At 53.2% G+C, this 20,932-nt stretch carries 22 protein-coding genes; 14 read left to right on the forward strand and 8 right to left on the reverse strand.

Features of this window, described 5'->3' with window-relative positions; translation table 11 throughout:
- Window positions 1–12: 12 nt before the first annotated feature.
- Window positions 13–792, forward strand: coding sequence for a hypothetical protein (locus tag Q8902_10675; protein MDP4200019.1), 780 nt, complete (start codon window positions 13–15; stop codon window positions 790–792).
- Between the two features lie 17 nt (window positions 793–809).
- Here Q8902_10675 and Q8902_10680 read toward each other — a convergent pair whose 3' ends face one another.
- Together Q8902_10680 and lexA are read right to left on the reverse strand one after the other, a co-directional pair.
- The gene (locus Q8902_10680) at window positions 810–1,091 is read right to left on the reverse strand and encodes a hypothetical protein (protein MDP4200020.1); all 282 of its coding nucleotides are present in this window, start codon (window positions 1,089–1,091) and stop codon (window positions 810–812) included.
- Between the two features lie 34 nt (window positions 1,092–1,125).
- Window positions 1,126–1,809 (reverse strand): transcriptional repressor LexA, encoded by a 684-nt coding sequence (gene lexA, locus Q8902_10685; protein MDP4200021.1) that lies wholly within the window; start codon window positions 1,807–1,809, stop codon window positions 1,126–1,128.
- A 283-nt stretch (window positions 1,810–2,092) separates the two neighbouring features.
- Between lexA and Q8902_10690 the strand changes: the two genes are divergently transcribed.
- Genes Q8902_10690 through Q8902_10705 form a run of 4 tightly spaced genes read left to right on the forward strand, consistent with a single transcriptional unit; the run spans window position 2,093 to window position 6,230 of the window.
- Window positions 2,093–3,805, forward strand: a complete 1,713-nt coding sequence (locus Q8902_10690) for a TIR domain-containing protein (protein ID MDP4200022.1) — start codon at window positions 2,093–2,095, stop codon at window positions 3,803–3,805.
- A gap of 3 nt (window positions 3,806–3,808) precedes the next feature.
- The gene (locus Q8902_10695) at window positions 3,809–3,937 is read left to right on the forward strand and encodes a TIR domain-containing protein (GenBank protein MDP4200023.1); all 129 of its coding nucleotides are present in this window, start codon (window positions 3,809–3,811) and stop codon (window positions 3,935–3,937) included.
- Window positions 3,934–5,841 (forward strand): FISUMP domain-containing protein, encoded by a 1,908-nt coding sequence (locus tag Q8902_10700; GenBank protein MDP4200024.1) that lies wholly within the window; start codon window positions 3,934–3,936, stop codon window positions 5,839–5,841. Before Q8902_10695 ends, Q8902_10700 begins: the two co-directional genes overlap by 4 nt.
- Before the next feature lie 8 nt (window positions 5,842–5,849).
- Window positions 5,850–6,230 carry a T9SS type A sorting domain-containing protein gene (locus Q8902_10705; GenBank protein ID MDP4200025.1) on the forward strand — a complete coding sequence of 127 codons (381 nt, stop codon included), beginning with the start codon at window positions 5,850–5,852 and terminating at the stop codon, window positions 6,228–6,230.
- Here Q8902_10705 and Q8902_10710 read toward each other — a convergent pair.
- On the reverse strand, window positions 6,217–7,407 hold the full coding sequence (locus tag Q8902_10710) for an aminotransferase class V-fold PLP-dependent enzyme (GenBank protein MDP4200026.1): 1,191 nt from the start codon (window positions 7,405–7,407) through the stop codon (window positions 6,217–6,219). The two genes, Q8902_10705 and Q8902_10710, sit on opposite strands and share 14 nt — an antisense overlap.
- Before the next feature lie 172 nt (window positions 7,408–7,579).
- On the opposite strand from Q8902_10710, the gene Q8902_10715 reads away from it, so the two are divergent.
- The 5 genes from Q8902_10715 (at window position 7,580) to Q8902_10735 (ending at window position 13,611) form a co-directional block, all read left to right on the forward strand.
- Window positions 7,580–9,304 carry a TIR domain-containing protein gene (locus Q8902_10715; GenBank protein MDP4200027.1) on the forward strand — a complete coding sequence of 575 codons (1,725 nt, stop codon included), beginning with the start codon at window positions 7,580–7,582 and terminating at the stop codon, window positions 9,302–9,304.
- Window positions 9,305–9,492: 188 nt separating this feature from the next.
- Window positions 9,493–11,091, forward strand: coding sequence for a choice-of-anchor D domain-containing protein (locus tag Q8902_10720; GenBank protein MDP4200028.1), 1,599 nt, complete (start codon window positions 9,493–9,495; stop codon window positions 11,089–11,091).
- 35 nt (window positions 11,092–11,126) lie between these two features.
- Window positions 11,127–12,365 carry a T9SS type A sorting domain-containing protein gene (locus Q8902_10725; protein ID MDP4200029.1) on the forward strand — a complete coding sequence of 413 codons (1,239 nt, stop codon included), beginning with the start codon at window positions 11,127–11,129 and terminating at the stop codon, window positions 12,363–12,365.
- 59 nt (window positions 12,366–12,424) lie between these two features.
- Window positions 12,425–12,685, forward strand: a complete 261-nt coding sequence (locus Q8902_10730) for a hypothetical protein (GenBank protein ID MDP4200030.1) — start codon at window positions 12,425–12,427, stop codon at window positions 12,683–12,685.
- Window positions 12,682–13,611: an NAD(P)H-binding protein gene (locus Q8902_10735; GenBank protein MDP4200031.1), complete on the forward strand. Its 930-nt coding sequence runs from the start codon at window positions 12,682–12,684 to the stop codon at window positions 13,609–13,611. The genes Q8902_10730 and Q8902_10735 overlap by 4 nt, the downstream gene beginning before the upstream one ends.
- Here the strand turns inward: Q8902_10735 and Q8902_10740 are convergent.
- Complete coding sequence (locus tag Q8902_10740) at window positions 13,608–14,150, reverse strand: adenine phosphoribosyltransferase (GenBank protein MDP4200032.1); 543 nt, start codon at window positions 14,148–14,150, stop codon at window positions 13,608–13,610. The genes Q8902_10735 and Q8902_10740 overlap by 4 nt on opposite strands.
- Before the next feature lie 158 nt (window positions 14,151–14,308).
- Between Q8902_10740 and rplK the strand changes: the two genes are divergently transcribed.
- The 4 genes from rplK to Q8902_10760 all read left to right on the forward strand — a co-directional run bounded on the left by rplK (window position 14,309) and on the right by Q8902_10760 (window position 17,004).
- A complete protein-coding gene (gene rplK, locus Q8902_10745) occupies window positions 14,309–14,734 on the forward strand; it encodes a 50S ribosomal protein L11 (GenBank protein MDP4200033.1) in 426 nt (141 codons plus the stop codon).
- A 4-nt stretch (window positions 14,735–14,738) separates the two neighbouring features.
- A complete protein-coding gene (gene rplA, locus Q8902_10750; GenBank protein MDP4200034.1) occupies window positions 14,739–15,443 on the forward strand; it encodes a 50S ribosomal protein L1 in 705 nt (234 codons plus the stop codon).
- A 221-nt stretch (window positions 15,444–15,664) separates the two neighbouring features.
- Complete coding sequence (locus Q8902_10755; GenBank protein ID MDP4200035.1) at window positions 15,665–16,402, forward strand: hypothetical protein; 738 nt, start codon at window positions 15,665–15,667, stop codon at window positions 16,400–16,402.
- A gap of 92 nt (window positions 16,403–16,494) precedes the next feature.
- Window positions 16,495–17,004, forward strand: a complete 510-nt coding sequence (locus Q8902_10760) for a T9SS type A sorting domain-containing protein (protein MDP4200036.1) — start codon at window positions 16,495–16,497, stop codon at window positions 17,002–17,004.
- Window positions 17,005–17,076: 72 nt separating this feature from the next.
- Here the strand turns inward: Q8902_10760 and Q8902_10765 are convergent, their stop codons facing one another.
- The 4 genes from Q8902_10765 to hrcA are packed head-to-tail and all read right to left on the reverse strand — an operon-like array spanning window position 17,077 to window position 20,668.
- On the reverse strand, window positions 17,077–17,781 hold the full coding sequence (locus tag Q8902_10765) for a DUF5668 domain-containing protein (GenBank protein MDP4200037.1): 705 nt from the start codon (window positions 17,779–17,781) through the stop codon (window positions 17,077–17,079).
- A 44-nt stretch (window positions 17,782–17,825) separates the two neighbouring features.
- Window positions 17,826–19,016: a molecular chaperone DnaJ gene (gene dnaJ, locus Q8902_10770; protein MDP4200038.1), complete on the reverse strand. Its 1,191-nt coding sequence runs from the start codon at window positions 19,014–19,016 to the stop codon at window positions 17,826–17,828.
- 2 nt (window positions 19,017–19,018) lie between these two features.
- Window positions 19,019–19,537, reverse strand: a complete 519-nt coding sequence (locus Q8902_10775) for a nucleotide exchange factor GrpE (GenBank protein ID MDP4200039.1) — start codon at window positions 19,535–19,537, stop codon at window positions 19,019–19,021.
- A 3-nt stretch (window positions 19,538–19,540) separates the two neighbouring features.
- Window positions 19,541–20,668 (reverse strand): heat-inducible transcriptional repressor HrcA, encoded by a 1,128-nt coding sequence (hrcA, locus tag Q8902_10780; GenBank protein MDP4200040.1) that lies wholly within the window; start codon window positions 20,666–20,668, stop codon window positions 19,541–19,543.
- Window positions 20,669–20,932: the final 264 nt, after the last annotated feature.

Here is a 20,932-nt window from a genome sequence, read left to right on the forward strand (position 1 = left end):
GATCAACCAACATTGGAGCGCGAGCCGATGGATGCCCGGCTTTCGCTGGGGCCTCACATGGTCAACAATGGGACCACATTTGGTTCTGGGCCAGTCAAATTGAGTGCTAACCTTATGATCGATTATGGTGACCCATTCGAGTTGCGGGATCGAAAACCCTACGATCACTTCAAAGTCTGGGGCGAGTTCACGAATGCCTATCAGCGGAAATATCTGGGCGGCGTTACGGGATATGGGCTGCTGACTGGGACGAATGTTCATCTCGGAAACTGGCAAATGCTCATGGGGCTCTATCAACATTTCGATTATTTCGATAATCTTACCTTCGAGTTAGGCGATGTGGCCTTTGGTGGCGGTATCGAATCGAAGCTTCCCATCGGGGAGCATCACGACCTCTACTCGAATCTGCATTTGAGCTTTATGCCGTTTGCGGCAAATAATGCGAGCTTCTTCCCGATCGATACCACGCAAACCAGAGACTACAGCTATGGCGATGGATTCCAGGTTATGACCGAAACTGGTTTCTCGATCGGAGACCATTTCCTCGATGTCTCAGCGATCGGTTACTATTTCTATTTCAGCTCCTTTTATGGTGTGCCGACAAAGAACTCGATCGTGCTTTTGAAACCCCGCTTGGCCATAAATCTTTGGAAGAACTTCGATATTGGCGCGGAACATCAGAACTACCTGAGCGACCGCACGTCACCCTCGCTGGCGGCCGCGACAATCAAACGAACAGAACAGCGATTCTTCATCCAGTGGAATTGGAATCACTTTCCGCACAGTCAGTAAGGTTTAAAGTCCAGGATTCAATATTTTGCTCGGAGCGATTCGCAAAGACTTTCCAGCCGAGATTGCAGTCGCGTGTCCGCAACCCTGAATGGTTCCTCCAGAGGATCTAAGCGTCGAAATGTAACGTCGCCGAATGTTGTCGTACCAAAGTCGGCACACTCGCTGCTGCTGAGCCGGTGGATACGATTTTTCGCGAATCCGATTGCCACTTCCAGCAGATCATAGTCAACGCGATCATCCACGCGGCTCTGAAAACCGCGCAGGTCTGTTGCCGGCGCAGGAACTATCGAAATTGTCATAGCAAACCTCTCTATTGTCTTGATTTAATTGGTGTTAGTGGAATTTAAGAGTGAAAATGCCCGGCCGTTTTTCGTCTATGGATCGGATCACACTGGTGACCTTGCCTAAGATTTGAAAATCCATATCCGACGAAATTCGAATCGGCTTATAGCTCTCATTGGCAGGTTCGAGCGAGAACTTGTTATCCTTGCTTTTGCGGAAGGTCTTGACCGTCGCCGTATCCTCGATACGGGCCACGACAATGTCGCCATCGTCAGCGGTCGGCTGCTGCCGGACGATAACGAGGTCGCCATCCAGGATGCCCTTGTTCTTCATGCTTTCGCCTTTGACGCGAAGCCCGAAGACTTTTCGGCTGAGGTCCATGGGCTTGAACGAGAGCCAGCCTTCAACATTCTCGATCGCCAGGATCGGCTCGCCGGCCGTGACGCGCCCGATAACAGGAATTGCGTTCGAATGGCGCTCGCCACCGATCATGACGCTTGGTCGCGCGACCGAGATTGCGCGCGAAAGCCCTGGCCCGCCGCGCATCAAGTAACCCTTCCGCAGTAAAGCGTCCAAGTGCTTGCGCACCCCGAACGTGGAGCTTACGCCCAGGAAATCAGTGATCTCCAGAATTGACGGGGGATAGCCCGTGATTTCGAGGTATTCTTCGATGTAATCCAGCACTTTTCGTTGCTGAGGTGGAAGCTGATCGCGATCTTTTACGACTTTAGCCATGACTGTGGAGTGTTTTCGTGAAGCACGAAATTATGAATAAATTCTCTCTTTTGAATTGTCATTTAATGAACGCCCATTCCTTGACGAATCTCGTGGTCCCCGAGAATAGGTGCGACTGGAAGTAGGTGCCCATGACAGCATGTGCTAATATAGGGAATTAAAAGAGCGAAGTCAAGTGAATTCTGAAAAAAGACGAAAAATGTTCTGGAGGACAACCAGACGCTGGCCGGATGGCAACGAATCGGGACTCGGTGCTCGTTACATAATAACTCGCTAATTTCACGTGTCTGACATCTTCATTTCTTATTCTCGCAGGGACTCCATGCATGCCTTAGGGCTTGCCGAGCGGCTGCGTGCTGAAGGCTATTCCATTTGGATGGATCAAACCGGCATCTCGGGTGCCGAGAAGTGGTCGGCGGAGATCGTCGATGCGCTCGAAGCCGCGCATACGGTGATCCTGCTGGTCTCCAACGATTCAAACTCGTCTGTGAATGTTCACCGCGAGATTTCGATCGCCAGCGAGCATGACAAGAAGATTCTGCCGGTTGACATAGAAAGCATTCCGCTGTCCCGCGAGCTGAAATATCCGCTGGCCGGTTTGCAGCGGTTACCCATTGCGGATGTCGATGCCGTGCTGCGGTCATTGAGGAAGCTCGGCGTACCTGTGGCGACGAGTACGCTCGAGGCCACACCCGCCCCGAAGAAAGACGCGCGTAAGTCTCTAATGGTCCTGCCATTCGAAGATCAATCGCCCGGTCAGGATAATGGCTGGTTCGCTGATGGGCTGATGTCCGAACTGATCGCGACGCTTTCGAGCATCCGATCGCTTCGTCTCATCGATCAGAGGACCTCGCTCGAATATAGGGGCTTGAAAACGAAGATTGCGGAGATCGCCCGCGCACTCGATGTACGATATTTTATCGAGGGTTCGGTCCGCAAATTCGGTGAGCAGATCAAAGTCACAGTGCAACTTCTGGATGCCGAATCCGGGGAGCATCTTTGGACCGATTCGTTGCGGGGCGAGTTCAAAGACATCTTCGATATCCAGGAGCAGGTTGCCGCGAAGGTGCTGGGAGGACTGAAGCTGAAGCTGACCGAAGCAGAAGCGAAGCAACTTTCGAAACAGGCAACGCAGAACCCAGAAGCCTACGAATTATTCCTTCGTGCACAGGAATATATGTACTCCGATACCGCAAACCAGATGAAAGCGAAGTCGCTCCTGGAACGGGTGATTGAGCTTGATCCGAATGCCGTGGCCCCTTACACTGTTCTTGCCGGATTGCTCTCGAATCTTGGTCAGTCAATCCCTAATTCGCAGGAGGAGATCCGCAGGCTTATCATGACAGCACTCCGGATCGATCCGATGTTTCCGGGAGTCTATGCCGGACTCGCCAGTCTGCATATTCAGAATAGGGAATATCAACAGGCTCTCGATATGGCGAAGAAGATGCACGCACTCGCACCGGAGCGCCACAATTGTTTTGCCTGGCTGGGGTTCTGCTACATCCACTTAAAGGATTGGTCCAATGCCGCGCTGAATTACGAGAAAGCTTTTGAACTCGAACCACTCGATGCGCACTACGCCAACCATCTTGTTGGTATCTACCTCAATGCCGGCGATCATGCGATGCTCAAGCGCCGCGCTTCCGAATGGCTACAGATTCAGGATCGCTTTCTGGCACGCTTTCCCGATGCCCCGGATTCATTACTGAAGAGACTCATTTTGCGGATCGAGACGCAGCCAAGGGAGCAGTGGTTGATCGATCTGAAGGATGTCAGCGAGCGACCGAGACTCGACCCTCAGTGGCGCGCAAGCTTGGCGCTTAGCCTGGCGCATTTTGATACCGGGCTCGCCATCGCGCAACTTCGACGAGCCTTCGATGAGGGACTTATTGTTGATGGTTCGTTGGAAGATGATTCATGGCCAGAGGAATTCAAGTCGTCCTCGGAATTTAGAACATTCGTCGCGGAGATAGAATCGAAAGCGAAGCAATAACTCATGGCCGATATCTTCATCTCCTATTCCTCGAAAGACCGCGAGCAGGCCGAACTGCTTACGGAGTTGCTTGCTTCGGCCGGACTATCCTATTGGATTGATCAGTCAAGAATTGCGCTCAATGCATTATGAAACCACTCAAACCCATTGGCCTTTTGTCGTTGTTGCTTCTATTTCCCTGCTGCAAAGCGTCGCAGCCAACGGGGCCGTCTTCTGGTGGTCCCACTCCGTCGCTGTTTGAAGTGTCGCAAGTCCTGGATTCGACACAGTCAACCTTTCTTACGTATGCAAATCAGACTGGCGGGGATGTTCGAGAATCGATCATTCGAACAGTCTCGTGGCTCAATTCTCAGCCAAGCGTTGCTTCAGCAGCAACCTTCGACAGCCTGTATATCGACATCAAGCTGAAATCAGGCTTAACAACTAGCTTTTATTTCGAAGAAGTAAATGATAGCGGCTATGACGTCTTTCGTGGCGGCAGTGACCCCCACGGAAATATGACCCTTTCGGGCAGTGGGACGAATTCTGCGAATTCGATCACGAACAAGAAGGTACTGCTCTTTGCTGCCGATACGAAGTCATTACCAGACGTCGTGCCACAAATTGCCCGGACCCTCAAGCGTTTGGCGAATTCTGGATTGGGACTGGATGTAACAGTACTCAAAGATGAGCAATGTTCGTACGGCGTCGTAGAGCATTTCGGCGATTACGGTCTGGTGATTATGGATACCCATGGGCAGAAAGATGCTTTCCTCGTTGGCTCCATATTAGACCTTTCTGCTCCCGCAAAGACAGAAGCAGATTTGAAAGGGAAAGTCAATGCACAAATCGATGCGGCTGCCTACGACAAGCTTACCTCAGGCAGTTTGAAGTTAGCCGCTTCCGTCAAGGCAAATCCCAATCGCACCAACTGGCAGAAGAGCGTCATCCCCGGTACCAGTCGTACCGTCTGGTTTAGCTCGAAATACCTTAATTTATTGCCTCCGATGACGAATACAGTTATTCTTGGTAATATGTGTTATAGCGGATGGAGTGCGGCATCGTGGACCTACTCGTGGCCTCAATTTGCCGATACCGTCAATGGCGCCGTGATCGTGAAGATCAAAGGCGGTAGCGCTACAGCGACAACCGACCCGATTGAAGCGGCATTTGTGAATAGGAATCCCATCAGCTACTATGGCTACGCGCATGCGGATGGCACATCAGCCGGAGTGCAGGATTCCTTTGCTTCGGTTATGGAAGATTCTCTCGTATCGAGATTGGTGGGGAATCTGGATAGTACCAAAATCATAAATCTCCGAGCCGACAACACCACGGAATACTTCAATCAGTATCCCTTCCTTGAACGACGAACAAATGTTGTCAAAACAATACCGCCGCTGTATTTCAAGCATTATGGTGCGGACAATTACAGTTATGAGCATGGCTGCGTCGATACTTTTACCGATGCACGGGACGGCCAAGTCTATAGGGCAGTCTGTATTGGAAAGCAAACCTGGATGGCACAGAACCTGAATTATGACGTTCCCGGTAGCGAATGCTACGACAGCCTCAGCTCGAACTGTGCTCAGTATGGAAAGTTGTATCGTCGCTCAATGGTAATGAATGGTGCCTCGCCAACCAATGCTAACCCGAGCGGGGTACAAGGGATCTGTCCGAAAGGCTGGCATGTGCCGAGCGCATCGGAATGGCAACAACTCATCGATTTCCTGGGCGACTCTACGACTGCGGGCGGTGCTTTGAAAGCTGTCTCACCGTTATGGGCATCGCCGAACTCCCGCGCGACAAATTCCAGTGGCTTCACGGCATTGCCGAGTGGGGAGTGGGTGGATGGTAATGCCGCCGCCTCCACGCATTTGTTTTATAACATGAACTACTATGCCATGTTCCACATGGCGACCGAACTGCACCCCGGACAAATCGATGTCTTACAGTTGGATTACAATTCGACGTTAGCGCACTGGTTTACCTACGCGGCGACAATTCCTCCGGTCTATGCTGGGAACGGAGCTTGCCGGTGTGTGAAAGATCCGTAAGATTGTGAATGGTTGATATTCTAGTCTACTCTTCCAACAACGATGCCGGTCAATCCATGGAGCTTGTCGAGATGCTGCGCGCGAGTGGGAAGGATGTGTGGATTGATCAACATGGAATCGTTGGTCCCATGCAACGGCCGACGGAGATTGTAGCAGGGATTACGCCGAACCCTGCGACGGATAATATCAACATCATGTCAAGCGGCGTCCGCACAGCGGAGATCGGAATTTACGATCTGCTCGGCAAAGAAATCGCTTCATCGAAGACGACGACCTGGAAGCTGGATGCCGCAGGCATAGTTGCAGGCTCGTATGTCGTCCGAATTGTAGGCGAGTCCAACAGTGGAGAGGAGATCGCAATTTGGAGGAGAGTCGTTATTGCGAGATAGCCTTTCCTATGACAGGAGCTGCACCGGAAAGATCGACCAACGCTTGCTTCAGCGCATTGAAATCCGAGGGATGGTTATACACTTGCGACGAGGCCCTGACGCATAGCTTCCCGTTTGCATTCATCGCGGGGATTTCGATTCTGTACTCATCAAAGAGTACATCATGCAAATGGAGAGCACGCTCCTCCGTTGCGTCTGGATTGCCAGGTAGCGGTATCGTACATAGATTGGCGAGCATGTCTGGAGGGGCAGCAAGCGATACGCCGAGCGCTGCACTAATATCGCTTCGCGCATCGAGGAGCATCCTTTGGGTGTACTCGCGGCTTCCGTGGGCAGCGAGCTTCTTGTGGAATTCTATTCCCGCCGGGACGCTCAGGAAAGCAGTCGGGTCTAATGTTCCTGTCCAGGCAAACTCCGTTTGATATCCGCCTCCCAGGAAATGAGAGATCACTGTTGGGTGGATCTTTGATTGATGCTTCCTATCCACCCAGAGAAGTGCCGCGCCCTTTGGCGCATACAGCCACTTATGACAATTCCCAACGTAGTAGTCGGCACCGAGTGTGTCAAGATTTAGCTCGACCTGCCCGGGTGCATGCGCGCCATCGATTAGCACCGGAATACCGCGCTCCTTGAAGACCTCGATGACTTGCGCAATGGGGAAGATCAGCCCAGTCGGGCTTGTAATGTGGTCGATGACAGCGAAGGCGGTCTTCGGCGTGATCGAACGAGCGATGGCTTCCACGACCTCATCCTGGTCTTTGATAGGAAATGGAACGTCCGCATCGACGACCGTTGCGCCGCTGAGGGCCGCAACGTACACCATCGTTTGCCGAACAGCGCGGTATGCGTGGCTGGAAGTCAGCAGTTCGTCGCCGGGCTTGAAGGTTGGAAGCAGCGAGCGAAGCACGGCATTCGCTCCATCGGTTGCGTTTTGAACGAAGACGAGATCTTCCGCGCGCGAGCCAACGAATGTTGCCAACTCCGCTCTCGAGGCCTCAAGATGTTCTGGTAATTCGCGCGTCATGAAGCGAACCGGCTCGGCTTCCATGCGCTCCTGCCATTCGCGCTGCACGGCAAGCACTGGGCGCGGGCATGCCCCGAAAGACCCGTGATTGAGAAAGATTACATCTTCGTCCAGAAGCCACTCACCGCGGATTGCCTTGCCAAATTCTTTCATGGAGCCGTAAACGCGTTGTTACTTGGTGATGAATCCTGCATCTTGTTCACAGTTGATGGTAGGAGCAGGGCAATGAGAGCCGCGGACCGTTGTAGCCGCGACTTTTGAGTCTCTACGAGTGTTGACATTTAAAGGCCCAGCAGGTCGCCCTGCACTGTCTTGCTCAAAACACATGTCTGAGATCTTCATTTCCTATTCCTCGAAAGACCGCGCCCAGGCGGACCAGCTAACCGAGTTGCTCGCATCGGCAGGGTTATCGGTCTGGATCGATCAGGCCGGCATCGAAGCTGCGAGCAGCTGGTCGGAAGAGATCGTTAACGCGTTGGATGGATGCAAAGCATTCATCGTGATGCTCTCGCCGAATTCGATCGAATCGAAGAATGTCGTCCGGGAAGTTGCATTGGCCTTTGAGAAGAACAAGAAAATTCTTCCCTTGGATTTAGAACCCGTTTCGCTCCCGGCCAGCATGCAGTATCATCTTGCCGGCTTGCAGCGTACTTCGATGACGAACATCGACGCCGTCATCCGCGCCCTCGCCAAACTGGGCCTCGAAGCCACCGGCGCACCGCAAGCGCCCAAAATCTTGCAGGAGACTGATGGGCGAAAGAGTTTGATGATCCTTCCGTTCGAAGACCTCTCGCCGACTGGAGATAATGCTTGGTTTGCGGATGGGATTGTCTCCGAACTCATCGCGGCGCTATCGAACGTAAAATCATTGAAGCTTGCCGATAGTCAAGCGACAAAAGAGTTCAAGCAATATCGAGGGCAACTTTTCGCGTATGCTCACGAGATGCAGATTCGATACTTTGTTCAGGGTGATGTAAGAAAGTTTGGCGATCAGATCAAGATAGGAGTTCGGCTACTCGATATCGAGCGCGGCGATCATCTCTGGCAGGATTCCCTCAAAGGCACCATGCAAGATGTCTTCGAAATCCAGGAGTCAGTAGCCGCAAAGGTGCTGGCAGGACTTGAGATCCACCTGTCGAAGGAGGAGCAGTCCAAAGTGCAGGAGCGGGGGACTGACAATGAAGAGGCCTGGGAGCTTTGGATGAAGAGTATCGAGTATATGGGCCGCGAAACCGAGGCGGCCCACCAGCATTCCATCGCCTGCTTGGAAGAGGCACTACGGATCGACCCGAAGTTCGGGAGGGCTTACGGTCATCTTGCCCAAATGTTTATCATGCTATTTCGTGCCACAAAGGATCCAAGTTATTTGGAGAAAGCGGAGGCGGCCGTCGAGAAGGCACGTGAGTACTATGGTACAAGCGAGCGTTTCGATTGGATCAACACGCATCTGTTGTTAGCGAAAGGAGATATCGCCGGGGCACTCGAATCCGCTCAACGAGCGAACGCGAAAGCGCCCAACTACGCAGGCGGCTACCATGCGTTAGCGGCTGTCTATCGCGCGACTGGCAATCTCGCTGGCGAGATTCAGGCGCGGCAAGCATTCGTACGGATCGGGGACGATAGCGGTGGTCACAGCGCACTCCTTTACGCGCTCAAACTTGGAGGAGCAGCGTACGCCAGCGAGCTAAAGGCTGCGGCGGAACGGGCGCTACCGATCTTCCAAAGACATGCTCGTATTAATCCGGATGACTTTCGGAATCGTGAACGGTTGGCCTACACGTTCCTGGAGGCGGGTCGGCCGCTGGAGGCAGTCGCAGAGGCGGATCGATTGCCCGCAGATTCTCTGGACGCGGAGAGTAGCTTCGAGCTCGCCTGCCTTTATGCACGCGTCAATGCCTTGGATAAGGCGATCGCTGCGCTGCGTCGGGCATTGCAGATGGGGAGTCTCAACACAATGCCGATCGAGACGGACTCTGATCTCGAGGCGATTCGAGGGACCCCGGAGTTCGAAGCCTTGATTAAAGAATTCGCCACAAATCCCGATGCCTGACATCTTTAGCTTCTACCCCTCACTTCACAGGTGGGGGGTAGAATGAGAAGAGTCCCAGTGCCCACTCTCCAGGGTCGTGCCCAAAGTGCGCGCCTTCAGAAACCTAAGTTTCGCCGTGAACTGAATCGTATTCTCTGATAGTTTTACAGGTATAGTTCCGTCAACCTTTTTCTTCGCTGTTTACAACTATGACTAAGAAGTCCGTTACCTTTTTTCTGTTCTTCGCTTTGGGCCTAGTCTGTATTTACTCCAGTCGGGCATACGCATTTGATTTCCAATATGACATGCCGCAGTTCCGGTACGGGATCCATTATACTTGGAATTCGGGCCAGTGGGTGGAAGCTGCTAGGTTCACACCGTCGTATAACAGCAGTGGGCAGCTTGATTCCGCGTTGGTTGAAGCTTATGTGAACCAGAACTACATCGCATATCAGCGGGCCACGGAGACCTATGTGAATGGCATGATCTCGCTGTATCGAATAAGCTCGTTCGATGGCACGTCATGGAGCGGTCTCGAGGTCGATTCTTTCACATATTCCGGCAATCGCATCCTCTATCAGGACCGCATGTTTTACAAAAATGGTGCGCTTCAAGAGCACGATTTGTACACGCATTCATATAACGGTTCCGGAGTCCGGATCGAGCGGCTGCAAGAGACATTGATTCCCGGCCCGCGCCGGAATGACGATGACTGGGTATATGTATATGACAACCAAGGCCGCATTGATACACTCTACGACAACAACTGGGATGGCGCGCAATGGGTACGCAAAGCTCGAGAGGTTTATCGTTATGGGACCGGCGGAGAATTGGACAGCGTGATTCGGGACGTTTATTCCGCAGGAGCGTGGTCTCCCTATGAACTGTTTGTGGTCGTCGGCGCGGTGGCACCGGGATCGTCCCACCTCACAGTCCAGGCAGCGATGTCATTCGATACGCTGGCAGGTGCGCTACAGACGGCCAGGCTCACTCTTACGAACGATGGCACGGCGGCGCTGAACATCCCATCATTCACGCTACGGAATGGAACTGCATTTTCGCTGGCGGATACGGCGGTGGGAAGCATTGCGGCTGGCGGTAGTGCAATGATCGCGGTAACCTTCAAGCCGAAGATTTCCGGGCAATATTACGATACGCTCGTCATTGGCCCCTCGGATGCACCGCTCGCGACGGTTGACCTTTCCGGCATAAGCCGCCTTGCGAATCTTGAGATCAACAGGGATACGACCTCGCTGAGTACAATAGCGGGAGCTTCAGATACCGCCGAAGTCGTGTTAACCAATAATGCAAATGAGGTTATCAGCATAACCACGCTCCGAATCCTTACCACTCCTTCGGATTATTCGGTCGAAGGGCTGGTCGATCCGCTTTCGATTGCCGCGGGGCAGTCAGCAAATCTTAGCGTTTACTATTCCCCGACACAGTCGTCGTCACTCTCATCTTCAGCCACGGTTTCGATGAGCTATACCGATGGTGGTTCGAGCCGCGATACCACGTTCGTACTCGAAGGGACAGTTGCCTCGTCGGCGGTGCAAAGGAACGAGGCAAAAGCCACCGTTCTAATGCTTTCGCCGAACCCTGCCAGTAATCACATTACCCTTGATGGGCTTAGCGGCATTAGCGAAGTTCACATACTCGATGCTGCTGGGCAGTCGGTACTTTCGCGAAGCATTACTGGACCCTCCGCGTCACTCGATGTCAGCGAATTGGCTTCCGGCGTTTACGCGGTGCAGATCCTTCACACCAACGGCAGCCCGGAGATTCAACGGCTAGCTATTATGCGCTGAATCAACAAAAATGTTAGAAAGGAGAAAAAGAAAAAATGAAAACAGCATCCTCATTAGTTGCTTCGGCACTGGTAGTAACCAGCATGATCGTTGGAAATAGCATACCCGTTGTGGCGCAGTGGACGGAGGCAAACGGACCCTATAGTAGCACGATCTATGGCATGGCCTCTGCTGGCCGAACACTCGTCGCCGGTTGGCCGAAAGGAGTCTTTGTATCGACAGACGATGGTGCGAACTGGGCATCTTATAATAACTTGCTGACTAACGCCGGTGCTGTTTGCCTTGCTGCCGTTCCGGAAGCGGGTGGCGGTACGAACTTCTTTGCCAGTTATGGTTATGGAGGTCCATACATTTCGACGGATTACGGCAAGACCTGGACTCAGCGTCCTATCGGACAGAACTACGGTGTTTGGTCCCTCGCCGTTTCTGGCTCCAAACTTTTTGCTGGCACGAACAACGGCGCCTTTATTTCGTCCGACAATGGCTTAACGTGGGATACCGTCTGCATTGCCTTGCCGCAAAACTATCGTCCCATTTGTTTTGCCTTCGGATCGAAGGTCTTCATGCTGTCTCAGCTCGGCGTCGTGCTTTCGACGGATGCCGGCAACACGTGGTCCGTGGTGGATTCCGCACTGAAGCGGCCCGGCATCCTGGCTGCGTCTGGCTCGGACCTCTACACCTTCGCCGACAGCGTTTTGCGGTCTAGTGACGATGGCAGAAGCTGGACGAGTGTCACCAACAATCTGCCGATCACGCCATACAATCAGGTCAGCGCGTTGGCTGCTTCTGGCAATATGTTGTTTGTTGGAACGTCCGCAAAAGGACTCTTTCGTTCGACTGATCGGGGTGCAACGTGGGCATCGATCAGCGACGGTTTACCCAACAACGGGGTGCCAAACAATTTGACGTATACTACCGTATATTCATTGGCTATTACCGATTCGTTTCTGCTCGTCGGATTTAACCAGGGCGGTATTTGGAGAAGACCGTTGTCACAGATGACTGCTTCCGTAGAACAACGTCCAACCGTCAGGGATCGCGAGTCCTTCCTTCCATATCCCAATCCTGCCAGCACTGCCATAAATATGGACGGACTTGAGGGCATTAGCGAAGTTCGCATTCTCGATGCCACAGGAAGGCAAGTACTTTCGCAAAAGATTGCCGACGCGCGGGTCTTGCTCGATGTGAGCGGCCTTGCCTCCGGAGTGTATTCCGCTATACTCACTCATACGAATGGCGCCATTGATGTTCGGCGATTCTCAGTGCTTCACTGAAGGAGGCCGGTGGAAGCGCCAAACGTTGTTGGTGTAGAAGTGGACCTAGATCCTTGCTTATGACTAAGATCCTTCTGCAGATTGCGCTTCTGACCTTTCTCGCGATCATGGCGCGCGCACAATCTACGATCACAATCGACACAGCCACCGAATACCAAACCATTGCATTTACCAACACGTTGGATCGGATTGCGCTCGAAGAAGCAGAATCAAATACGAAAATAGCTGCACTTCATTTGTCCTCCTTGCCACCCGGGGCTTACCTTTTGGCAGATCATACATCGATCTGTATGAGTACGAACCGAATAATTGTCAGATGAAAATCTTTGTTGCGGGCGCCTCTGGTTTCATTGGGGAGCGGGTCCTTGATGACCTGCTCCGCACCGGTCACGATGTGACGGCCCACGTCCATTCCGATGCATCGCTGCGGGCACTCCAACGAGAGCACCCAGACCTGCACATGGTCAAAGTCGATCTCTCAAAAGAGAAGGAGGTTCATGGCATAATTGCGCATGGTACCGAGGCCGTGATTTACTTGCCGGGCGTGTTGCGCGAATCGAAAGGACTAACTTTCGAAGGACTGCATGTCGATGGCGTCCGAAATTTACTCGCTGAGGCAAAGATGGCAGGAGTGCGCCGATGGATCCAGATGTCTGCTCTCGGCGTCGAGCCGCATTCGAATATCAGATACTATGACACCAAATGGCGCGCTGAGGTGATGGTTCGGGCCAGTGGACTCGCCTGGACAATTCTTCGGCCTTCGCTAATCTTCGATGACCGTCCGCGGCGACAGCACAACTTTGTCAGTGAGGTTGCGAAGGCAATTCGGATGGCGCCATTCGTACCAATTTTGGGACGCGGCGATTTTCTGATGCAGCCCGTCTCGGTCGACGACGTGTCGCAGACCATCATACAATCGCTCACGAAACCCGAGACGATTGACAAGACCTTCGAACTCGGCGGACCAGAGAAGTTAACCTATAAAGAAATTGTGCTTCGGATTGCGTGCGCAATGGGATCGAAGAAGCGCGCAGCACATATTCCGATGTGGCTAATCCTTGGTGCCGCACAATTACTTCAGCGATTTTCATGGTTTCCAATCACTGTTGATGAGTTGACGATGCTGACGGCCGGGAATTACATTCGAGATGCCGGATGTGAGCGAGATTGGCGCGCAACGTTCGAACTGCCAATGAAGCGATTCGACGAAGCAGCTATCAGCAAATTGCTGACGGCCCCCCATTAGTCAAACGAGAGCAGCGACAGTACATCATCGTTCTCCAGTGCAAGGCGACCTTGAAGAAACTGGAGCTCGATCAGGAATGCGAATCCCTCGACCGATCCACCCAAACGATTGACCAGCCGTTTGGCTGCGCTTGCAGTCCCTCCGGTGGCCAGCAAGTCATCCACGATGATCACCCGATCCCCGCTAACGATTGCGTCGGTGTGGACCTCCATGCTGTTCACGCCGTATTCGAGCGCATACTCTTCCTGTATGGTCTGGTAGGGGAGCTTGCCGGATTTCCGGACTGGCACGAACGGAAGCCCCAACTCGAGCGCCAGTGGCATCCCAAAGACAAAACCTCGGGACTCAATGCCGACGATGATGGTCGGCTCCTTTGCGCGCGCAAAGTCAAGAAAACGGTCGATGACTTCGCGCATGGCATCTGGATTCGATAGTACCGGTGTAATATCCTTGAAAAGGATACCAGCACGCGGAAAATCGGGAATATCCCGTATCAGTTGCTCGGCTAAAAGACTCTCTTCGACAATGGGTTCTAGCATGGGAGTATGTATTTGCCATGCAATAATACGACAAAATCGAACTATCCTGGCCTGATTGCGTTTATTCGGCGCTGTTTTAACCGTGGGAGTCTCTCTCAGCCAGCCCTCGTCCAGAGGGTAGGATGAATCAGGGGACGTACCACTAAACCATTAACAACATGGCGAAAAAAGTAACTGGATTCATCAAACTGCAGATTCCAGCCGGAAAGGCCAATCCCGCGCCGCCGGTTGGCCCGGCGCTCGGTCAAAAGGGTGTCAACATCCCGGAGTTCTGCAAACAATTCAACGCACGGACCTCCAAAGAGGGCGACATGATTATTCCTGTCGTTATCACGGTCTATTCTGATAAGAGCTTCACTTTCATCACCAAGACTCCGCCAGCGGCGTCCTTGTTGCTGAAGGCGGTCTCCGTCGATAAAGGCTCGAAGGAGCCGAATCGCATCAAGGTTGCGAAAGTCTCGCGTGAAGACGTCGAGAAAATTGCAAAGCTCAAAATGCCGGACCTGAACGCTGCTTCCATTGAAGCCGCGATCAGCATGGTCTCTGGAACCGCCCGTTCGATGGGCATTACTGTGGAGGGATAAGACCATGGCACAGCACGGAAAGCGTTACAACAATCTCGTTAAGAAGGCCGGCACGGAGAGCAAAGCGCTCCATATCGCCGATGCCGTCAGTAAGATGAAGGCGACCGCCACGGCAAAGTTCGATGAGTCGGTCGATATTGCGATCAATCTTGGAGTCGATCCCCGCAAAGCCGATCAGGCGATTCGCGGTACCGTTTCTTTGCCGCACGGGATTGGCAAGACGGTGCGCGTGACGGTCGTGACCCGCAATCAGGAAGCTGCCGCGCTTGCGGCCGGCGCCGATGAAGCGGGTTTCGAGACGATTCTCGAAAAGATCAAAGGCGGATGGACCGATACCGATGTCATCATCGCAACACCCGAAGTCATGGGTGAGCTTGGTAAGCTGGGCCGAATTCTCGGACCGCGCGGACTCATGCCGAACCCGAAATCGGGTACGGTCACGCAGGACGTTGCCACAGCGGTGAAGGAAGTCAAGGCCGGTAAGATCGAGTATCGTGTCGATAAGGGCGGCAACGTGCATGCCTCGGTCGGCAAGGCGTCGTTCGAAGCACCGAAGTTGGTGGACAACATCAATATGTTCTTGGCGACGATTATCCGCGCGAAGCCGTCTTCGGCCAAGGGCCATTACATCAAGTCTGTCGCGATCAGTTCGACCATGGGTCCGAGCTTTAAGATCGACTCGACCGAAGCGCAGAAGGCGCACGGATAATGCTTGACGCGTAACGCGTTAATGGATATTCAGGATGCCCGTGAACCATTGGTTTGCGGGCATCATTGTTTTGTATGCTTAATTCGGACCTGCCGTCATTGCGAGCGTAACGAAGTGAAGCAAAGCAATCCCTTGCTCGATAGCCTCATGTTGCCCCGTACGAGATTGCTTCGTCGGGCTTCGCCCTCCTCGCAATGACAGCAATAGAACATAAGTCTTACATGCGCTCCATTTTTCTTCTCATTCTCCTCCTCGCCCCGTTCGCGGCCTCAGCCCAAACTGCGCCGAGGCCAACCCCTGGTCGTGCGAAAGTCGATGCTGGCTACAAGTATCAAGAGAAGCTCGCCGATAGCACAGCCACCGCAAAGCAGGTCATCAAGAATTGGAGTCGCATCGCGCAGGACACCGATGTGAGGCGCGATCCCGATGCGCTGGCCGTGGCATTGAGCTGCGAGGCGTTGTTGCGACTGCAAATCGGGGAGAAGAAGATTGCCGACTCTGTCTTCGCGCGCGGCATGGGACGCTTCCGTCTCAAAAAATCGAAAGCGTACTTCCTGGTTGTCTTCTCCGATCTGGATCGCGAGTTAAATCATTACGAGCGCGCGATGAACTCATACGAAGAGATCATCACTACGATGGACTCGATTCCCGAGTTATGGGACATTGATTTCTATCGCAAGTCCGGCTACGCTGTCTATGCATACGCAATCGACGCTTCGCTTGGCATTACACGCATCGGAATGGCAAACGCCGATTACCACAAGCGTGCGGTCGAGTTGCTTGGCGATGAACTGGACCGACACCCGAACGATGCTCTCGGCGTCATGGCGCTCGTCTGCCTGCACCACCTCGGCGCGATTAACAATGAAGCCTACAAGTTCAAGCTCGATCTCGCCTGCTCCCGCAAACCCGAGTTGCGAGATGCAAGCGAGACGTTCGAGAAGCAGTTCAAGCAGTAGTCTGGCGGCATACAAAGCTTTTTGCAGGGACACAGGACGGTATTTATGCCTCGACCAATAACGGCGAGAGCTGGGTCGCCGCCAGCACCGGGTTGACAAGCACTTTTATCCGGACTATAGCAGTAAGTGGCTCGAATCTGTTCGCCGGGACCGGCGGTGGTGTCTTTCTCTCCATCGATAATGGAACAACTTGGGCAGATGTGAGCGGCGGCTTAACAAGTACCCAAATCACGGCGCTTGGAGTTATTGGCTCGAATCTTTTTGCAGGGACTTACAGCGGTGTTTGGTGCCGCCCCCTTTCAGAGATGATAGATCCTGCCACAGTAACTGCAACGGCATCATCGAAGCACAACGTTAGCACCTATCCCAATCCCTTCTCCCAATCCACCACAATCTCCTTCACGCCGGAGGCCAGCGGCTATGCGGAGGTCTCGATCGTGAACCTGCTGGGTGTCGAAGTGGCGCGGCTGTTTGCGGGTGAGCTTGGAGCAGGGAAGCGTACGTTCGAGTGGAAGCCTTCCGAAGTGCCGGATGGAATGTATGAATGTCTGGTCCGAATGAACGGGCGAGTGAAGAAGATCTCAGTAATGCTGGTACGTTAGTCGCGGTGTAGATGCAAGCTCCAGCTTGCATCAATGGGCAGAGGGTAAGCTGGAGCTTGCCCCTACACATCATCAGTTCTTAACTTCGACGCCGCCAAAAATCGCAGAGCCGCGGACGTGCAGCGTTTTGGTCGGCGCTCCCGGAGTTGGTGTGTAGCGCGTTTTATCCGAGAAGCCACCAAAGAGTCCGATTCCCTCCATTGAAATGTGCCACGATTCGGGAGTATAAATCTCACCGCCGCCGAAAAATGCATTCACAAAGATCACGGCGTCATCACCTTTCATTTGGGCGCGCGATAAGTCGATCTTGAATCCACCAAATACCGCAGTTACAGTGACACCCGACTTAAATTCGCCCTCTACACGTCGATCGATGCCACCAAAGATCGCAACAGAATTGAAGCCGGAGCGGTCGAGCGAAGGGACGACATCAACTTGCGCTCCCTTGCGAGTTTGCAGTGCTCGCCATACCATCAGCAATCCGGGCACAATGAGGAAGAGAGGCCAGAGATCGCCAATACCATAGCGTATCGCGCCGAACTCGTGCATCGTGAGCAATACACCCATGCCGATTGCGAACAACGCGATTATCTTCTCGCGTGGCTCGGGCGATGAAAAGAGGCGAACGATGCCCCAAACACAAAACACAAGGGGCCAGGCCTGCCACACTACGTCCGCATTGACCATGCTGAATCGGTCTAGTAGAAATACCACTCCGATGGTGGCCAGGACGAGTCCATAGATAAGTGGCGCTACAGCGGATCTAGTCTGTTCCATGTGTTCCCCTCGTAGTTAGGTGCTTGAGGAGTCCCGGAAGGGGCTCAGGTAAAAATACTCTTCACGTTTCTAACGAAGCTGACTGGCTCTTCGGAAGTTTCAGTTTCGCGAGGTGGCGCTTCCTGGTCCTTCGTGATAGCCTCAACTTTGAAATGCTCCTGCTTTCCTAGTTGCTCGATGAGCTTGCGTTCTTCCTTTGTCAACTTGTTCGGCGTGACGATCTGAACGCGCACCAATTCATCGCCTTTGCCTCCTCGGTTCAGGTGAGGGATTCCTTTATCGCGCATCCGTAGTAGCGTTCCACTCTGCGTGCCCGATTGTATCTTGAGCAGGGAGTGTCCCGTGAGCGTCGGCACTTCGATCTCAGCGCCGAGCGTGGCTTGGGGGAACGTGATTTCGAGATCGAGGATAACATCATCGCCATCGCGCAGGAAGACATCGTGCTCCTCCTCATGGATGACGACCAATGCGCTACCTGGAGGTCCGCCACGGCGTCCGGCGTGGCCCTGACCACCGAGTGTGAGGTAATTGCCATCGCTGACGCCAGCGGGAATCGTGACTTTCAGCGTAGATTCTTCTTGCACCCGTCCTTCGCCCTGACACACATCGCACCGCTCTCGAATGGATTGGCCTGTACCCTGACAGGTCGGACATTGCGTGACATTAACGAACTGTCCAAAACCCATCGAACGAACTTGACGAAGCTGTCCCGATCCATGACACGTCTTGCAAGTCTCGATGGCAGCTCCATTCTTCGCGCCGGTACCGGAGCAACTCGAGCAGTTCTTGAGATGCCGAACCTTCAGCTTTTTCTCGACCCCAGTAGCAATCTCTTCCAGAGTAAGTGAAAGCGGGATTTGGATATCCGATCCTCGCTCGGGGCCATTCGGATTGCGTTGCCCACCTCCACCGAAGAACTGATCGAACATTCCGCCACCACCCATGCCACCAAAAATATCGGCGAAGTGGGAGAAGATGTCGTTAGCATTCTGATAGTGGCCAAAGTCATTCTGGCGCACACCTTCGTGGCCGAACCGATCGTAGCGTGCCCGCTTGTCGGCATCGCTCAGAACTTCATAGGCCTCCGTCGCCTCCTTGAATTTCTCTTCGGCTTCGGGATTGTCCGGATTACGGTCCGGATGATACTGCAAAGCGAGTTTTCGATACGACTTCTTGACCTCATCGAGAGTGACAGAGCGTTCAACCCCTAAAATTTCGTAGTAATCGCGCTTCATAATTATGTGATCTGCTTCTCATCGGGTTCTTTGGCGACAAAGACCTTGGCGTGACGCAGCACGGCGTCACGCATCAAATATCCTCGCTGAATTTCACGTGTGACCGTGCCAGGCGCAACATCAGTGCGCGGCTCTTCCATCAGTGCGTCATGCCGCATCGGATCGAATGGCTCTCCGGCAGTCTCCATTGGACGGACACCATAGCGTTCGAGAGTCTTGATAAAATTCTTAAAGACGAGTTCGATGCCTTGGGCGATCGGGTCCTTTTCTTGCGAAGCATGTTCGAGCGTCCGCTCTAGATCATCGACCACTTCCAGGAGATCGAGAATTAGACGTTTATTCGCCTCGAATATTAGCTGTTCGCGTTCGACCTGATGCCTTCGGCGCATATTCTCGAGTTCGGCTGTACGACGCAAGAGTTGATCGCGTGTATCCTCGAGTGTCTGCTCGATCGCAGTGATTCTATCGTCGATGGCATCGCCATCTAATAATTCTTCGTTTTCGTTTCTGTCTGATTTCATGGTCTATTTTGGTGAGAGCACGTTCGACATTGCACGTGCGACATATTCGACAAGTGGGGCAATTCGCTCATACTCCATCCGCTTCGGGCCGATGAGCCCGATAATTCCCTTCTGAAGCCCGATCTGATACTTCGTGCAGATCAGGCTATAATTCGCAAGGTGCTGTTCTTCCAATTCACTTCCAATACGGATCGTGATGCTGGTCGGTGCATTCCGGTCCGTGTTGAATTCTGCAACGCCCGAACGTTCGAGCACGTGGATGACGACCTCCTCATTATCGATCAGTTCAATAATGCTTTGAAATTCCTCGCCAGTAGCAACACTCGGTTTTTGAAATTCCGGCTGTGCAAAGAGATTGCGAGCACCCGCAATTTTCACGCGCTCCGCGCCTGGCTCTTCAAACAATTTTTCCGGCTGATCGATGAACAGGCGGAGAATCGAGCGATCATGTTCTGAAAGATCGCTCACGCGGTCACGAAACGTCGCTTTGATCTCGCGAAAGGTGTGCCCGGCCAATCGTTCGTTGAGCAGCAATCGAAGCTCTTCCAGTTTTGATTGGCTCAACGTGCTCTCCGACTCGAGGGTAACCGTGCGCACGCGGCCGCTCGAAGCAGCCAAAATTATGAGGATACGATTCGAACTTAGCGGGGCGATCTCGACCCGGTCGAGAATGCCATCATCCAATGCTGGCAATAGCACCATGGAAAGCTGCCTGGAAAGCCGTGCGAGAAGCTGCGAGGATTCCTCGAGAACGTCCTCCGGCGTGATCGCGGTAGCAAGCGACCGGGAAACAGCTTTTCGGGCTGCATCCCCGATGTGTTCGCGGGCCATGAGGTCATCCACATAAAGCCGATAGCCTTTGTCCGTGGGCATTCGGCCAGCACTGGTGTGAGGATGATCGATGTACCCCAAGTATTCCAGATCGGCCATAACGTTGCGCGTTGTGGCGTCGCTGAGCCCCAGAGAGCTAACACGAGCTAAGTAGCGAGATCCAACTGGGTTTGCTGTCAGCACATAATGTCGGACAATGAGACGAAGAATCTCCCGCTGACGGTCCGTCAGTGCGGCGTCAGAATTGGCCGAATCAGCAAGCTGTCGGCGACCGAGTATTGATTGCGTTCGTTGGCTCATCGTGTATCGAGCGAGAACACGGTGGTTCGGCGGGGGAGTTTCACTAAGGACAGTTTAGAATCATTCATGGGCTAAAACCGGACTGCCCGGCCATTCTGGCCGGGCAGTCTCGGAGAAATCACTTGGGAGTCGGTTTTCGACTCTTCGCTTATTCAGCGATCGGTTATTCAGCGATCGCTTTATTGCGTTCTCGTCACTTATTTCGCGACGGTGAGCTTGTTGGTCATCGAGACGGTCTGTCCATTTGCATCCGTTGTGCGGAGC

The organism is Bacteroidota bacterium (genome assembly GCA_030706745.1).
Taxonomy (GTDB): Bacteria; Bacteroidota; Ignavibacteria; order Palsa-1295; family Palsa-1295; genus PALSA-1295.

What these genes read in the sequence shown, in the direction of transcription:
- hrcA (MDP4200040.1), bottom strand. Translation starts at nt 20,668, where the DNA reads ATGAGCCAACGAACGCAATCAATACTCGGTCGCCGACAGCTTGCTGAT.
- Q8902_10730 (MDP4200030.1), top strand. Translation starts at nt 12,425, where the DNA reads ATGACTAAGATCCTTCTGCAGATTGCGCTTCTGACCTTTCTCGCGATC.
- lexA (MDP4200021.1), bottom strand. Translation starts at nt 1,809, where the DNA reads ATGGCTAAAGTCGTAAAAGATCGCGATCAGCTTCCACCTCAGCAACGA.
- Q8902_10720 (MDP4200028.1), top strand. Translation starts at nt 9,493, where the DNA reads ATGACTAAGAAGTCCGTTACCTTTTTTCTGTTCTTCGCTTTGGGCCTA.
- Q8902_10740 (MDP4200032.1), bottom strand. Translation starts at nt 14,150, where the DNA reads ATGCTAGAACCCATTGTCGAAGAGAGTCTTTTAGCCGAGCAACTGATA.
- Q8902_10735 (MDP4200031.1), top strand. Translation starts at nt 12,682, where the DNA reads ATGAAAATCTTTGTTGCGGGCGCCTCTGGTTTCATTGGGGAGCGGGTC.
- Q8902_10680 (MDP4200020.1), bottom strand. Translation starts at nt 1,091, where the DNA reads ATGACAATTTCGATAGTTCCTGCGCCGGCAACAGACCTGCGCGGTTTT.
- Q8902_10705 (MDP4200025.1), top strand. Translation starts at nt 5,850, where the DNA reads ATGGTTGATATTCTAGTCTACTCTTCCAACAACGATGCCGGTCAATCC.
- Q8902_10725 (MDP4200029.1), top strand. Translation starts at nt 11,127, where the DNA reads ATGAAAACAGCATCCTCATTAGTTGCTTCGGCACTGGTAGTAACCAGC.
- rplA (MDP4200034.1), top strand. Translation starts at nt 14,739, where the DNA reads ATGGCACAGCACGGAAAGCGTTACAACAATCTCGTTAAGAAGGCCGGC.
- Q8902_10710 (MDP4200026.1), bottom strand. Translation starts at nt 7,407, where the DNA reads ATGAAAGAATTTGGCAAGGCAATCCGCGGTGAGTGGCTTCTGGACGAA.
- Q8902_10775 (MDP4200039.1), bottom strand. Translation starts at nt 19,537, where the DNA reads ATGAAATCAGACAGAAACGAAAACGAAGAATTATTAGATGGCGATGCC.
- Q8902_10755 (MDP4200035.1), top strand. Translation starts at nt 15,665, where the DNA reads ATGCGCTCCATTTTTCTTCTCATTCTCCTCCTCGCCCCGTTCGCGGCC.
- Q8902_10715 (MDP4200027.1), top strand. Translation starts at nt 7,580, where the DNA reads ATGTCTGAGATCTTCATTTCCTATTCCTCGAAAGACCGCGCCCAGGCG.
- rplK (MDP4200033.1), top strand. Translation starts at nt 14,309, where the DNA reads ATGGCGAAAAAAGTAACTGGATTCATCAAACTGCAGATTCCAGCCGGA.
- Q8902_10765 (MDP4200037.1), bottom strand. Translation starts at nt 17,781, where the DNA reads ATGGAACAGACTAGATCCGCTGTAGCGCCACTTATCTATGGACTCGTC.
- dnaJ (MDP4200038.1), bottom strand. Translation starts at nt 19,016, where the DNA reads ATGAAGCGCGATTACTACGAAATTTTAGGGGTTGAACGCTCTGTCACT.
- Q8902_10700 (MDP4200024.1), top strand. Translation starts at nt 3,934, where the DNA reads ATGAAACCACTCAAACCCATTGGCCTTTTGTCGTTGTTGCTTCTATTT.
- Q8902_10695 (MDP4200023.1), top strand. Translation starts at nt 3,809, where the DNA reads ATGGCCGATATCTTCATCTCCTATTCCTCGAAAGACCGCGAGCAGGCC.